This is a genomic window from Bradyrhizobium sp. HKCCYLS1011, from assembly GCF_051167795.1.
Taxonomy (GTDB): domain Bacteria; phylum Pseudomonadota; class Alphaproteobacteria; order Rhizobiales; family Xanthobacteraceae; genus Bradyrhizobium.
The window spans coordinates 91,096-105,023 of sequence record NZ_JBNPTT010000017.1 but is presented as its reverse complement, the minus strand read 5'-3'; the positions used below and the strand labels follow the sequence as shown (position 1 = coordinate 105,023).

General features: G+C 61.5%; 13 protein-coding genes. 7 read left to right on the top strand and 6 right to left on the bottom strand.

Annotation, left to right across the window (positions count from 1 at the left end; genetic code table 11):
- Positions 1–344 precede the first annotated feature (344 nt).
- The 7 genes from ACQR1W_RS38690 (at position 345) to ACQR1W_RS38660 (ending at position 8,360) form a co-directional block, all read left to right on the top strand.
- Positions 345–1,466 (top strand): AI-2E family transporter, encoded by a 1,122-nt coding sequence (locus tag ACQR1W_RS38690; RefSeq protein WP_434855679.1) that lies wholly within the window; start codon positions 345–347, stop codon positions 1,464–1,466.
- The gene (locus ACQR1W_RS38685) at positions 1,463–2,059 is read left to right on the top strand and encodes a hypothetical protein (protein ID WP_434855678.1); all 597 of its coding nucleotides are present in this window, start codon (positions 1,463–1,465) and stop codon (positions 2,057–2,059) included. Before ACQR1W_RS38690 ends, ACQR1W_RS38685 begins: the two co-directional genes overlap by 4 nt.
- 1 nt (position 2,060) lies before the next feature.
- Positions 2,061–2,564 (top strand): DUF992 domain-containing protein, encoded by a 504-nt coding sequence (locus ACQR1W_RS38680; protein ID WP_434855677.1) that lies wholly within the window; start codon positions 2,061–2,063, stop codon positions 2,562–2,564.
- 106 nt (positions 2,565–2,670) lie between these two features.
- Positions 2,671–3,225, top strand: coding sequence for an HdeD family acid-resistance protein (locus ACQR1W_RS38675; RefSeq protein WP_008973596.1), 555 nt, complete (start codon positions 2,671–2,673; stop codon positions 3,223–3,225).
- A 269-nt stretch (positions 3,226–3,494) separates the two neighbouring features.
- Positions 3,495–3,872 (top strand): hypothetical protein, encoded by a 378-nt coding sequence (locus tag ACQR1W_RS38670; protein ID WP_434855676.1) that lies wholly within the window; start codon positions 3,495–3,497, stop codon positions 3,870–3,872.
- Between the two features lie 70 nt (positions 3,873–3,942).
- On the top strand, positions 3,943–5,211 hold the full coding sequence (locus tag ACQR1W_RS38665; protein ID WP_434855719.1) for an efflux RND transporter periplasmic adaptor subunit: 1,269 nt from the start codon (positions 3,943–3,945) through the stop codon (positions 5,209–5,211).
- Positions 5,208–8,360: an efflux RND transporter permease subunit gene (locus ACQR1W_RS38660; RefSeq protein ID WP_434855675.1), complete on the top strand. Its 3,153-nt coding sequence runs from the start codon at positions 5,208–5,210 to the stop codon at positions 8,358–8,360. The genes ACQR1W_RS38665 and ACQR1W_RS38660 overlap by 4 nt, the downstream gene beginning before the upstream one ends.
- 61 nt (positions 8,361–8,421) lie before the next feature.
- Here ACQR1W_RS38660 and ACQR1W_RS38655 read toward each other — a convergent pair whose 3' ends face one another.
- From ACQR1W_RS38655 to ureE, 6 genes are all read right to left on the bottom strand, one after another.
- Positions 8,422–9,867, bottom strand: coding sequence for a GntP family permease (locus ACQR1W_RS38655; protein ID WP_434855674.1), 1,446 nt, complete (start codon positions 9,865–9,867; stop codon positions 8,422–8,424).
- A 48-nt stretch (positions 9,868–9,915) separates the two neighbouring features.
- On the bottom strand, positions 9,916–10,932 hold the full coding sequence (gene yut / locus ACQR1W_RS38650; protein ID WP_434855673.1) for an urea transporter: 1,017 nt from the start codon (positions 10,930–10,932) through the stop codon (positions 9,916–9,918).
- 63 nt (positions 10,933–10,995) lie between these two features.
- A complete protein-coding gene (locus ACQR1W_RS38645; RefSeq protein WP_434855672.1) occupies positions 10,996–11,946 on the bottom strand; it encodes an urease accessory protein UreD in 951 nt (316 codons plus the stop codon).
- Positions 11,943–12,587 carry an urease accessory protein UreG gene (ureG, locus tag ACQR1W_RS38640; RefSeq protein ID WP_434855718.1) on the bottom strand — a complete coding sequence of 215 codons (645 nt, stop codon included), beginning with the start codon at positions 12,585–12,587 and terminating at the stop codon, positions 11,943–11,945. Before ureG ends, ACQR1W_RS38645 begins: the two co-directional genes overlap by 4 nt.
- A gap of 19 nt (positions 12,588–12,606) precedes the next feature.
- Entirely contained in the window at positions 12,607–13,326 is a 720-nt protein-coding gene (locus ACQR1W_RS38635; RefSeq protein ID WP_434855671.1) for an urease accessory protein UreF, read from the bottom strand.
- Positions 13,310–13,927 carry an urease accessory protein UreE gene (gene ureE, locus ACQR1W_RS38630; RefSeq protein ID WP_434855670.1) on the bottom strand — a complete coding sequence of 206 codons (618 nt, stop codon included), beginning with the start codon at positions 13,925–13,927 and terminating at the stop codon, positions 13,310–13,312. The genes ACQR1W_RS38635 and ureE overlap by 17 nt, the downstream gene beginning before the upstream one ends.
- Between the last annotated feature and the right edge of the window lies 1 nt (position 13,928).

The window sequence follows — 13,928 nt, the reverse complement described above, 5'->3', positions numbered from 1 at the left end:
TCCCACGTGGTTCCACCGTAAAAGTTCTGCGTTCGCCGGCCCTCCACATGGAGGCAAGCATGGCCATTCGTCTTGTTTGCGGACTTCTGATCGCGGGCGCGTTAGCCGCAACTGCGGCTCCAACGCCCTCCGTTGCGGAATCGAATAGCCCAAGCGCATCTGCGCCAACGGACGCGGCGCGGGTCGCCAATCCCCACAAGCATCGCTATTGGCGCCATCGCGGCGGAAGGCATCCGCACTACGGCAGCCGGCGGGTTCGTACCTATGCTCCGAACGACCCGGGACGATAGCTCGCCGAACGCAGAGCTGACGCCTCGGGATGCATCTGCCGATTTGAGCGATTAATGACCGATACGAAGACGGCCCTGGAACGACTTCGCGAGGACGCCCGACACGATGATCCCGCAAGTCGGCCTGCACATGTCGAATGGCGCGGCCTGTTGACGGCCGGTCTCGGCCTGCTCGCATTCAGCATATGTCTTTTCCTGGTGTGGCAGACCGCTTCGAGCCTGCTCGTCATCTTCGCAGGTGTCCTGTTCGCCGCATTTCTGGACGCCGCCGCGAGGACCCTTGCGCCTGTCCTCCCCCTCAATCGAGTCTGGCGGCTGACGCTGGTCGTGCTGCTTCTGGCTGCCGCCTTGACGCTGGGCTTCGTCTGGGGCGCGAGCAAGCTGCCCGAGCAGACGCGGCTGCTCCTCAAGGTCATGGATGAGCAGGTCGACGTCGTCCAGGATCACCTGTTGTCGTTCGGCGTGGACCTGCTGGGCCCGGACGGAGGACGAAACCTCGCCACGTGGCTGTTCCCCGATCACAACAGTCTGTTCAGCCATGCTCAGATGATCCTCGGCGGCGCATCGAGCTTCTTGGTCAACGCTCTGGTCATCCTGTTCCTCGGACTTCTCTTTGCTTTCGATCCGGCCGGCCACCGCGACAGCCTGCTCCTGTTGGTCAAGCCCTCGTACCGGCCCCGCGCGCGCGGGGTTCTCAACGAAATGGGACTGGTTTTGCGGCTATGGTTCGTGGGCCAGGTGGTTCGTATCGTCCTGATGACGCTATGTACCTGGGTCGCGCTCTATCTCGTCGGACTGCCAGGCCCCTTCGTGCTCGGGCTTCAGGCTGGATTGTCGAATTTCGTTCCCTACCTGGGTCCCCTTGTGGCCGCGGTTCCGATTGCGCTCGTGGCGATGCCTTTCGGCGTTTCGGTGTTGGCCTGGGCGGTGATCATTTACACCATTATCCAGTCGGTCGAAGGCTATGTGATCGGTCCGCTGATCCAGCGCCAAGCGGTTGAGATTCCACCTGCCTGGACGCTGGTCGCGATCGTCCTGCTCGGCGCACTTTTTGGCGTGATGGGTCTGGCGCTCGCGATGCCGCTGGTCGCGATCGGCCGCACCGCGGTGCTCAGATTCTATGTCGAGGACTTTCTTGGTGATGAGGTCGACACAACCGCGAGGGATGGCCCATGAGCGAGATCGATCTGCAATCGCACGATAGCGTCGCATCCTCGACCAATCCGGCGAGAGCCAATTTCCTGTGGCAGCAACTGCCGTACATCCTGGCTCTCGTGCTTGCAATCGCAGGCGTCGCCTACACCAACATCTCGCACCGGCCACTCGTCGGTTATTGGGAGTTTCTCTCGCTTGCAATCGCGGCGGTGTGCGTCGTAGCCAAATGGCCCCAGCTTGACAACAAGCAGGCCCAGTTTCGCCTGCTATGGACCCAGGCGCTGCACTGGGTCGCCGTCCTGGTCGCGATGAACATCGTCCTGATTTCCAGCGTCCAACAGTTGCTTCCAACCCCCGCGTCAAGCCTTGTCCTTTTGGTGCTATTGGCGCTCGGCACTTTTCTGGCAGGACTGAGCCTCTTGCTCCCACAGATCTGCTTCCTCGGCGTTGCGATGGCAGCCACCGTTCCGGCGCTGTCCTGGCTGAAACAGTCGATGATCTTCTTCCTTCTGGCGGCCGTGTTGCTGGTCGGACTCGGCATGACGTTCTGGCTTTATCGCGGCGACCAGCGAGTGCCCGTGTCACCGCAGACCAACGATCAACACGAGTCCTGAGATGCAAATGATGCGACCTCTCGGCGCGCTGAGCGTTTCCGCGCTGATCGCGATGAGCTCGGCCTCAGCACAGGGCGAGAGATTCAGGGTCGGCCGCCTCCTGTGCTTCGGCGGGGCGAGAGTCGGCGCCCTCGTTGGATCGACTCAGTCGCTTCGCTGCGAATTCTATCGGAGAGGATCGACGACGCGTTATATCTATGACGGACGGATCCAGCGTGTGGGTCTGGACCTCGGCGTCACCGGAGTTGGCGCTCTGTCTTGGGCCGTGCTTGCCAGGAACTCAGGGATTGGCCGCGGCTCCTTGCACGGAAGCTACGTCGGCATAAGCAGCCATGTTGCGCTGGGACCCGGCCTCGGGGCCAATGTTCTGATCGGAGGGTCGCGCCGAAGTATCGTTCTGCAGCCGCTCTCCTTGGAGCGCAGCATTGGCGTCAATCTCGCCGCGACGGTGACCCGCCTCACGCTCAGCGAGCGAGGTGGGCGCCGTTCACCTTCGCCGCGGTGACCACCCGCGATCGGAACTTCCCATCCTCGCGCTCAGGGTTTCGTCGGATGCCGATCATAGGGACGGCAGCTAGCATCGCTGCATCCGGCAACGAAAGGAGGGGTCCATGACTCTCTATAGAAGCTCCACCATTGAGAGCCTGGGTCCCCCGCCGCTCTGGGTTTGCACGCTCCTCGGCGTCGTCATGATCCTCGCCGGGTTCTTTGCTCTGAGCGATCTTATGTTCGCTACTATTATCAGCGTCAAACTGATCGGCCTGACGGCCATTGCGGCCGGCGCGTTCGAGATCATTCACGCCTTCTGGACCAGAGGCTGGGGCGGCTTCCTGTGGCAGATTCTGCTTGGAGCGCTCTATGTCGCATTCGGTCTTACGCTCGTCACTCAACCGGCTTCCGGCGCCCTGGTCCTGACTTATCTCCTGGGCGCACTGCTGTTCGCATCGGGTGCCATTCGATGCGCGCTGAGCTTCGCCCACTGGGCGCAGAACGGTTGGATGATGCTGATTTCCGGCATTTTCGGAATAGCCGCCGGTCTGCTGATCCTATTCGGAATTCCCAATATCAGCCTATGGGCACTTGGATTCCTGCTTGGGGTCGACCTGCTTTCGCATGGTCTGGCTTGGCTGCTTTACGCATTTCAATCCGCGCGAGCAACGGCATAACAAAATAAGGAGAAGAAAATGACCGTTAGATCCCGCCGGGCTTTTCTCGGTTTTGTTGCGCAGGGCGTGGCAGCTAGTGCTGCCGCCGGCATCCTCGGCGCCAGCTTCGTCGAAACGGTCCAAGCCATGCCGATGGCTCCTGATCTTGCAGGAACTGAGAGGCCATCGGACCAACTTACGCCGGCGCAGTGGTGGGGCGCACCGCCGGCTCCGGGTTGGGGACGACCGCCCCCTCCCGGCTGGGGACGACCGCCGCCGCGCAGGCGCCGGTGGGTCTGCTGGTGGCATCGAGGCCGACGCCGCTGTGGTTGGCGCTGAGCCGTGCATTTGGAGACTCCATCCGCGCGCAGCAGGTTCATCGTGAACCTCTGCCGGGGTTCCGCAAACCGATGGAGGAAGTCGTGCATGTGACCTACCGGCTCGTTCTGGCGATGCTAGCCACTCTTTTTCTCGTGTTTGCTGCAATCTGGTATATCGCGATGGTGTCGGCAGCGACGCCGCCGATGTCTCTGTACCGCAACGTCATCATGGCAGTGGCCGTGACCGTAATGGCGTTGACCGCTGGTGGCCTGATTGGGCTCATGTTCTACAGCCGCCGTAAGGGCTACGACGAGCCTGCGCGCAGCGATCGGGATTCTCGCATGTGAACCACGAGCTTCCGCCCGGCGTCCGGGGGCGAACTTGGCAACGGCGGCGCCTGAGACGTCAACTCAGGGGATGATCCGGGAACATGCCTTGAGCAAGCAACGAAATATTTGCCTTGCTGAAGTCGCGCTTGTCGCGGGCGTCATCGCAGTGGGCGCCGGTGGCGCCGTTCTGGCGCAACCGGCCGCCGCCCCACCTGCGGTCGGCGTCGTGGAAGCGGCCAGGAGGTCGATCACCGAGACCAGCGAATTTCTCGGACGCATCGAGGCGATCAGCCGCGTCAACGTTGTGGCGCGCGTCACGGCGTTTCTCGAAGAGCGTCTGTTCACCGAAGGCGCCGAGGTTCGAAAGGGCGATGAACTCTATCATCTCGAGCGAGGCCCCTTCGAGGCCGACCTCGCGTCGAAGCGGGCGCAGGTTGCTGAGCTGCAGGCAACGCTCGAAAACGCCAAATTGACAACCGAACGTGCCCGGACCCTGCTCGGCGGCCCGGCCGGACAACAATCGACCTACGACGCTGCGATCGCGAGCCAGCGGAGCCTGGAAGCCCAGGTGCAGGCCGCCCAGGCCCAGGTCGAGGCGTCGCAGATCAATCTTGATTACACCACGATCAGGGCACCGATCGACGGGAAGATCGGACGCACGGCGGTGACCGAGGGCAATGTCGTCAGTCCAAACTCCGGGGTGCTCACCACGATCGTCAGCCAGGATCCCATGCACGTCACCTTCCCGGTGCCGTTGCGTCAGGGGCTGCAGCTGCGTGAACGTTACGGGCCGCAGGGCGGCCTGGAGGCCGTTATCATCAGGCTTCGGCTGCCCGATGGCCGCATGTACGGCCAGTCCGGCAGACTGAATTTCGTCGACAATACGATTGCACAGAACACCGACACAATCCTGGTTCGCGGCGAGATCGCAAATCCAGTCCTGCGCGCCCCTTCAGCTGCCGGTGTCACCGTTCATGAACTCACCGATGGCGAGTTCGTCAGCGTCGAGCTTGAGGGTGTCGAGCCGGTCGAGGTGCTGGCGATCCCGCGAGCTGCGGTGTTGTCCGACCAACGGGGCGACTACGTCCTCAAGGTCGGCGAGGACAACAAGGTTGAACAGCGCCGGGTCCAGCTTGGGCAGTCGACCCCCACACTCGCCGCGGTCATCAGCGGCCTTGCGGCCCACGACCGGGTGATCGTTGAAGGGCTGCAACGGGTTCGCCCCGGTCAATCCGTCGCGCCAGGGCCGCCAAGTCCCCAAATTCTGTCGATCATGAAAGCCGGCACGAATGATGGAGCACCCCCAACAGGCCACGCCCCCTCCCCCGCGGCGCAGCCAGTGGACAGCAAGCCATGATGTCCGCCGTCTTTATCGACCGCCCCCGTCTGGCGATGGTGATCGCCACCATCATCATCCTCGCCGGCGCGCTGGCGATCATGCAGATCCCGGTCGCACAATTCCCTGATATCGTGCCACCGCAGGTCACGGTTTCCGGTACATTCCCGGGCGCTTCGGCCGAGGTCGTCGAAACCAGTGTCGCTCAGCCGCTGGAAGCTCAGGTCATCGGAGTTGATCGCGCGCTCTATATGAAGTCGACCAGCGGCAATGATGGAAGCTACACACTCACCGTCTCGTTCGCGCTTGGCACCAATCCGGATATCAACACGGTCAACGTCAACAATCGCGTTCAGGCTGCGCTGTCGCAATTGCCTACCGAGGTTCAGCAGCAGGGCGTGACGGTAAGGAAGAAATCCTCAGCGATCCTGCAGTTCCTGGTGCTGTACAGCTCCGATGATTCACAAGACGCGCTGTTCATCACCAACTATGCCATCATCAACATACTCGATGCAATTGCCAGCACACCCGGCGTCGGGCAGGCGAACCTGTTCACAAAGCTCAACTACTCGATGCGAATCTGGTTCGATTCGAAACGGCTGACGAGCCTCAACCTCACTCCATCCGATGTCATCGCGGCGATCCGCGCTCAAAGCGTGCAGGCGCCGGTCGGGCGCATCGGCGCCCGGCCGATCAGCGATGACCAGCAGTTTCAGTTCAACGTACAGACCTTGGGGCGGCTCGCGACCGTCGACCAATTCGCAAACATTGTGCTACGCGCCAATCCGGACGGCTCAGCGCTCCTGGTCAAGGACGTTGCCCGCGTCGAAATCGGCGCACAAAATATGGACAGCGAGGCACGGATCGACGGCCGCGCCGCGGTGCCGATTGCGATCTATTTGGCGCCCGGCGCCAATGCTGTGACGACGGCGCAGGCCGTCCACGCTGCCATGGATCGGCTGTCCAGCCGATTTCCGCCGGGGCTTAGCTATCTCGTCCAATACGACTCCACGAGCTTCGTCCGCGATACGATCACCGAGGTGTTGAGGACCCTTGGCGAGGCATTCGCGCTGGTGGTCATCGTGGTGTACCTGTTCCTGGGCAGTCTTCGCGCGACCGTGATCCCCGCGATCGCCGTTCCGGTCAGCCTGGTCGGTACTTTCGCCGTCCTGCTCGTACTCGGCTATTCGGCCAACACGGTGTCGCTGCTCGCGCTGGTGCTTGCCATCGGGATTGTCGTCGACGACGCCATCGTCGTGGTCGAGAACGTCGAACGCGTGATGGAGGAAGAACCGGAACTTTCTTCCGTCGAGGCCAGCAAGAAGGCGATGATGCAGATCACCGCGCCGATCATTGCGATTACGCTGGTGCTGCTCTCGGTGTTTGTGCCGATCGCGTTCATTCCCGGAATCTCCGGCACGCTGTTTCGCCAATTCGCCGTGACGATCAGCGCAGCCATGATGATTTCCGCGCTGAACGCTCTGACGCTCTCGCCCGCGTTGTGCGCGCTGTTCCTGCGGCACAGCGGCCGGCGTCGCGGCATCATGGGCCGCGTGCTCGGCGGCATCAACTGGTTGCGCGACCAATATAGCGGCGGCGTCCGCCGGCTGGTGCGTGTGGCCGGATTATCGGTCCTAATGGTCGCGATATTTGCTGGCGGCATATTCGCGATATCGCGCGTGACACCCACCGGATTTCTGCCCGAGGAAGACCAAGGCGCGTTCTTCACTTCGGTGCAACTCCCGGACGGCGCTTCGGTCGCGCGCACGAGCGAGGTCACCCGGCAGGTTGAGGGCCTCCTGAAGCAGATGTCGGCCATCGATCATACGCTGGCCATCATCGGCTTTTCGCTACTCGATGGAGCATCCGAACCAAACAGCGCACTCGTTGTCGCCCGGCTGAAACCATTTGCGGATCGCAGGGCGGCAGCGGATTCCGCACAAGCGCTGATCCGGCATATGTTCGAGGCCGGCACACAGATCAGGCAGGCCAACGTGCTGCCGTTCAACCTGCCTCCTATCATTGGGCTTTCCGTCGGCGGCGGCTTTGAATACCAGCTCCAGGCCTTGGAGGGACAGGATCCAGCCGCGATCTCAAGTGTGACCGGCGCGTTGATTGCCGCTGCCAATGCCGATCCGCGACTGGCCCGCGTCTTCTCAACCTTCACCGCGACCAATCCGTCGATCTATCTCGATATCGATCGACGCAAGGCCCAGGCGCTCGGCCTGACGATCACCGACATTTTCGCCGCACTGCAAGCGACGCTTGGCGGCATCTATGTCAACAACTTCAATCTCTACGGCCGCACATGGCAGGTCAACATTCAAGGCGAGGCGTTCGATCGCGCCGACATCTCTGACATCTGGCGAGTCTACCTCCGCAACAGCACGGGCCAGATGGTCCCCATCCGGTCTTTGGCCGATATCAGGATCGTCACCGGCCCCCAGGTGATCACCCGCTACAACAACTATCGTTCGGTAACCGTCAATGGCAGCCCGGCGCCTGGCGTTTCATCGGGGACCGCACTTGCGGCCATGACTGAGATTTCCAACACGGTGCTGCCTGCGGGCTACAGTTTTGAATGGACTGGGACCGCCTATCAGGAACAGCAGGCCGCCGGACAAACAGGCATCGTGCTGATGCTCGCCGTTCTGTTTGCCTATCTCTTCCTGGTGGCGCTCTATGAGAGCACGATCATTCCCGTCCCCGTGCTGCTGTCTGTCGTTGTCGGCGTACTCGGGTCCTATCTCGGCATCAAGATTTCCGGACTCAATCTCGACCTTTACGGCCAGATCGGACTTGTGGTGCTGATTGCACTCGCCGCCAAGAACGGCATCCTCATCGTCGAGTTTGCGAAGGAGCGGCGCGAGACGGGCACGGCAATCGACGAGGCCGCGATCCAGGGGTTCCATATGCGAATTCGCGCGGTCATGATGACATCGATTGCGTTTATCCTGGGACTTCTGCCGCTCGTGTTCGCAACCGGCGCTGCCGAACTCAGTCGTCGCGCCGTCGGCACTGCCGTGTTTGCGGGCATGCTCGCAGCGAGCTCGATTGGGATCTTCATGGTGCCGATGCTCTATGTGACCTTTCAGCGCATGCGCGAGCGGGTGAAGACGGCTTCGAATTCAAGCGGACGGCCGCTCGATGACTCGGCGCCGGCAGAATGACCTTCGGCGCCGATTGGCCAACGCGGCTCTCGGTCTAATAGACAGGGAATACGCAAGCTCGTCAGAACGACCCGAACACCGACCCCAGTATCAGGACAGCGACAAGTGCAATAATACAACTGACGATCACGGTCATCACCATATCGAGATAGCTCTCACGGTGGGTGAGACCACTGATTTGCAGCAACAGCAACACCGTGCCGTTGTGTGGGAGAGCATCCAGGGTGCCGGCACTCATTGTTGTAATACGATGCATCAAGTCGGGAGCGATGCCATGTTCATTGGCGAGGCGCACGAAGTCATCGCCGAATGCATTGAGCACAATAGCCATGCCGCCGGAAGCAGTCCCGGTAAGCCCCGCCAGCACGTTCATGGAGACCGCGAGTGAGACGAGCGGCCCGCCGCCGATCGAGAATACCGCATCGCGGACCGTCGCAAATGCCGGCAACGCCGCAACGACCGCGCCGAAGCCAACGAGGCTGGCGATCATCAGCATCGGCAGAGCTGCAGAATTCGCCCCGGCGTCGATGCTCTCACGGACAGACGGCAAGCGTCGCAAGTTGACGAGAAGGACGGTCAAGTTTGCCGCCGCGAGCGCCACGACAACAGACCAGACGCCGGACACGGCTCCGATCGACGTACCGCCCCACTGCTCCTCCGACAGAAACGAAAAATCCAGCCGCCGGAATACGACAAGCGACATCAAGAAGTTCGTCACAATGACAACGACGAGGGGCAGCACGGCCAGGACGAAGCTGGGTTCATTCTCGGCCCGCTTGCCATGCGGCAGCTCCGCCGGATCGAAGTCGCCCGCCGGTGCCGCCTGTTCGCGAACCATCTCGTTGACAACGGGGACTGTTTCCGTCTCACCGCCATAACCCTCGCCAGCTTTCCGTGCCGCCGCCTCGGCGCGGCCGAGCCACCACATGCCGAAGATAAAGATGATCGCGGACGCGATGATGCTAAGCCCGGGCGCCGCGAAGGTGGTGGTGCCGAAATACGGCATCGGGATCGCGTTATTGACCGAAGGCGTTCCAGGCATCACCGACATGGTGAACGTGAATGCTCCAAGGCCGACGGTCGCCGGCAACAGCCGTCGCGGGATGTCCGCGGCTCGGAACATTTCGTGAGCCATGGGCACCACCACGAAGAATGCGACGAACACGCTTACCCCGCCGTAGGTCACAACGGCCGATGCGATCACCACCGCGAGTATCGTGCGGTTGGTCCCCAGCCTGTTGGTCAGATATTTGGCGATGGAGCTGATCGACCCGCTGTCGCCCATCAGCTTTCCGAACAATCCGCCCAACATGAACATTGGAAACCATTGCGCGACGAATCGCGCCGCTCCGCCCATGAACGTCTGGGTCCAGTGAGCGAGCAGCGGTTCGCCGGAGAACGCGGCTGCGACGAGCGCAGCCACTGGAGAGACCAGAAGTACACTCACCCCGCGGTACGCGAGCCACATAAGCAGGGCCAAACCAAGCAAAACTCCGATGAGTCCCATGGTGCACCTTCTCCAACGAATGCGGGAGCTTTGATTGAGCTGTCGCTCTCAAGCCCCGGCAGCCGGATTTTCAATATCGCGAGCGGCAGGATCCTTCTGCTCCAAGCATTGTCGCGGCAACAGGAACAACCAGGTCACCAGCACGAAAGGTGCCGTGAGGGCCGGGATCGCAAACGGCGTCAAAGCGACGTTCAGGGCTGCCTGGGTGATCACCGTGAACACTGTGGCGAGCGCCGCGTAGACAACGACGCGCCAGCTCGGCTGATAGAAGACGGTACCGAGCGCAATCGCCGTCAGGACCGGGCTGAACCCAAGCAGGCCGCCGGTGATCAGGTCGCTCTCGGCGCCGAAAAGATGAGCGGTCAGCACCGCCAATATCGCTCCCCCGAGCGCGAAAACAGCGGCCGCGAGCGAGCTCACGGCGAGCCCCGCAAGCAGGAGCAGCGCCGCGATGCCGCTGGCTTTCAGAAAGACTTGCGAGATGCTCAGGAAAACTCCCTCGACAAGGTCAAGCAGCCGAAGTGGACTTGTCGGGTAGGATTGGAACGCGGTGACTACGGCGCCAGACGGCAGTGCCGTTCCCGCGAGGCCGGAAAATGCATACGTCGCCAACAGAAGCAGCCACGTTGTCAGCACAAATGGGAAGGTGAGAGCACTCCCCCATGGCTTGACGATGTTGGTGGTGGCGAGCATCACGATGACGGATACGGCCGCTCCCAGTATCACATACACCCAAAGCAGTGGTCCGGGCGCCAGGAACGTGGCCAGCGCAAGGCCGACGAGAATGCCGTTGAAGCCATAAAGACCGGAATAGAGTGAATCGTTATCGACGCGAAGCCATTGCGCCGTCAGGTTGGACACGACGACCGCGAGGACGCCCGCAATCGCCACCTGGGGGACGCCAGCCGCATAGGAACCCCAGCCGATCGCGGCCAGGAAGAGAATGCCGGTCAGCGGATTATTCTGAAACATGACCTGCCCGATGCCGCGCAAGTTGATGTCCAGGAACCGCAACAGGCCCGACGACACAGAGAGGCTTTCCCAGCTTGCCAAGATCCTTTCCATTGCCGTCTCCTCGAACGTGTCGATATCGGCTGCTGCGGGTCAGCCGCTTGCAGCGCTCATCCGCTACCGCCAGAGATAAGGCGGAGGTAGCGCGGCGCCCACGACCTCTTGACGTACCAGCCCCCAGATTTCGCGAACTTTTGCTTTCACCTGCGCGGTTTCACGGCCCAACACCTTGAAGATCAGGCCAGCATCATTGGGCAGATAGCAAGCACCGAAGGCTATGCCTTCAGCCAGATTCACATCGGCTTCCGCGCGTTCGTGGATACACACTGCCTTCTCCTTGGGTGTGCACAGGATCAAATTGGCGAACACGTCAAAGGAGTTCATCACGCCCGTCTGCCGCATCTCATATCGCCTGGGCTCGATCACCAGCTTCTCAGCAAACAGGTGACGTCCATCAGGTCGTGTCGCCGACGTTGATATCGACAACACGGTTGCTCCGAAGCATTCGTCAGGATGATGGTATTTCCGCCCAGCTTGAATGATTTCCGAAAGCAGCAGCGTGGCCGATGGTGCGACCGAGATTTGGGTATCGCTGAGAAACCGCGACTCTCGGTGCGGAATCACAGGCTCCGGAATAAACTCCAAATAGGCATCTTCAAACAGCGTAATCGTTTGGCTCTGCGCCGCATAGTTTGCATCCATCGCATGGATCTTGGTTGCCGACTGCGAGGTGAGATGGGCCTGCGCGCGTGGACCAAGGGTTATGTCGAGAGCGAGCCTGTCTCCCTGCAGCACGCAGCCCGTGGTGGTGATGAGAAAGACGCTAGCCAACCCCGGCACGGCTTCGTCGCAATGCAGCGCCCTCTGCACCATGTAAGGCGCCTGACGCTGCAAGTTCGCCAGGACCGTTTGGTCCGAGCGCTGCTCGAAGCCAAGACGCAGGAATCCCGTCTTCCCTACGGTGCCGCTCCGCATCTGCGGCGGCTCGTCCTGGAACGATGCAAATTCGGGCATCGACGCGCCGAGCGCTTCGGCACGAGCCCAGGGCGGGACGGCGGCCGGTATCATGCCGACCGCCGTGCACGCGGATCGATGTCGAACAGAAACTCCCGCTCGATCAGCGCGACCAGCTCGGCAATCCCCTCCCCCGTCTTGCAGTTCGTGAACAGGAACGGCTTGACGCCACGCATCATTCGCGAGTCCCGCTCCATCACGTCGAGGCTGGCCCCGACGTAAGGTGCAAGATCGATCTTGTTGATGACCAGGATGTCGGAATGTGTGATCCCGGGTCCGTTCTTGCGCGGGATCTTGTCGCCTGCGGCGACGTCGATCACGTAGATGAAATAGTCCACCAAGGCGGGCGAGAAGGTCAGCGTCAGATTATCGCCTCCGCTTTCGATCAGCACGACGTCGCTGTCCGGAAAGCGCCGCTCCATATCCTCGACCGCGGCAAGGTTCATGCTTGGATCTTCACGCACGGCGGTATGAGGGCAAGCCCCCGTCTCCACGCCAAGAATACGTTCGTGGAGCAGAACACCCTTGAGCGTGCGCTGAACATGCTTGGCATCTTCGGTCGTCACAACATCGTTTGTAATAATCAGCACCTTGATGCCGAGATCGAGCAGGCGCGGCGTGATCGCCTCCACGATCGCGGTTTTGCCTGACCCGACCGGGCCGCCGATACCGACGCGTGTGATACTATTCGACATTCCCAGCTCCATTTCGACGTCAGTTCATGAACAGCCGCACATGCGCTCGGGTGTGGACAGCAGCGAGAATCTCGGTCAACGGCGCAAACCCTGCCATGTCCGACAGCCGTGCCGCCGCCGCGGTCGCGTACATCTGTTCCGCTTCGCCGGCGAGTTCGTACAGGATCTTCTGCGTCTCGATGTGGCTGACCTTCATCAGCCGAAGAGCTGCGCCGAGGATGGTCGTCGTCACGCCATACTGGTGCACGACGAACGCGTGATAGGCGGGCAGTTCCTGCACCGCGAAATTGATCGCCAATGCGATGGGGTAACAGCCGGGCGTGACGGACTTTTCAATGCATTCGCGCCACGTGCGAAGCAGCGGGGCACCAATCACTGCGACGCCCATCTCCGTGAACTTCTTGCCCATACGGACCGACATCGCTCGCGCTTCGCCAGAGAGCTTGCGCGCATAGACCTGAGCATCGATCCGAGCGAGGGTATCGACCTCGCCGGCCGTCGCCGCGCGGTGTGCTGCTATGAGTGCGATGCAGTCGCCGCGGGCCGCCTGCTCCACCGCGGTGCGCGCGAAGGCCCGAAGGGTCGCCGCGTTTGTGACCACACCTTCCTGAACGGCGGATTCCAGTCCGGACGAGAATGAAAACGCCCCAACAGGGAACATCGAGTCGCCAAACTGCAATGTCCGCGACAGCGACGCGGTTACCTTCGACCCGTCCACATTTTTATTCGCGGTGATCACGTGCAGACCCGGTCCTTGTCGGTATGGCCTCTGCTTCGGCATCATGCTCGTGAGTGTGAGAATGCACGGGCCCTTCCGCACCACCGAAAAGCCGGCGGGACTCATGTGGGGCGAGGTAGGGAACGACCTCTCGTCCGGGCACGAATTCGAAGCGGATCCGCTCAAAGCGATGGGTGTTCATGACGGAGGCCATGACCTTCCGATCGACGGTCAGAGGGACATAGACGCGGTTGTCCTTGACCAGCGCCGGCCAATGCTGGTTGCCCATCGCGTGGCCGAGTTCGACGCATGTGCGCATTGCTATTCCGGGCGCGACGTTCATGAGGTCATCCAGATGCACGATCATCACCTCGCGCAGCTCGATTCGCGCAACGAGCGCCGACAGCGCCTGGGCATTCCAGAGCAGAATGTCTCCGTCGCGGATATGGGTGTGGCGATCGAGAGAGACGGCCACTTCGGCACCCTTTGTGGTCGTCTTGCGGAAACGGCTCTTCTGCGCCTCCCACTGGTCGATCTCGATCAGATCCATTTCGACGCTACACAGCCGCCGCGCCCAATCGGGATCGGCGACATTGCCTAGAACGGAGTTGATGAGGATCATG

Excerpts from the sequence above, each read along its gene's own strand:
- ACQR1W_RS38680 (WP_434855677.1), top strand. The coding sequence starts at position 2,061 with ATGCAAATGATGCGACCTCTCGGCGCGCTGAGCGTTTCCGCGCTGATC.
- ACQR1W_RS38675 (WP_008973596.1), top strand. The coding sequence starts at position 2,671 with ATGACTCTCTATAGAAGCTCCACCATTGAGAGCCTGGGTCCCCCGCCG.
- yut (WP_434855673.1), bottom strand. The coding sequence starts at position 10,932 with ATGGAAAGGATCTTGGCAAGCTGGGAAAGCCTCTCTGTGTCGTCGGGC.
- ACQR1W_RS38660 (WP_434855675.1), top strand. The coding sequence starts at position 5,208 with ATGATGTCCGCCGTCTTTATCGACCGCCCCCGTCTGGCGATGGTGATC.
- ACQR1W_RS38665 (WP_434855719.1), top strand. The coding sequence starts at position 3,943 with ATGATCCGGGAACATGCCTTGAGCAAGCAACGAAATATTTGCCTTGCT.
- ACQR1W_RS38685 (WP_434855678.1), top strand. The coding sequence starts at position 1,463 with ATGAGCGAGATCGATCTGCAATCGCACGATAGCGTCGCATCCTCGACC.
- ureG (WP_434855718.1), bottom strand. The coding sequence starts at position 12,587 with ATGTCGAATAGTATCACACGCGTCGGTATCGGCGGCCCGGTCGGGTCA.
- ACQR1W_RS38690 (WP_434855679.1), top strand. The coding sequence starts at position 345 with ATGACCGATACGAAGACGGCCCTGGAACGACTTCGCGAGGACGCCCGA.
- ureE (WP_434855670.1), bottom strand. The coding sequence starts at position 13,927 with ATGATCCTCATCAACTCCGTTCTAGGCAATGTCGCCGATCCCGATTGG.
- ACQR1W_RS38645 (WP_434855672.1), bottom strand. The coding sequence starts at position 11,946 with ATGATACCGGCCGCCGTCCCGCCCTGGGCTCGTGCCGAAGCGCTCGGC.
- ACQR1W_RS38655 (WP_434855674.1), bottom strand. The coding sequence starts at position 9,867 with ATGGGACTCATCGGAGTTTTGCTTGGTTTGGCCCTGCTTATGTGGCTC.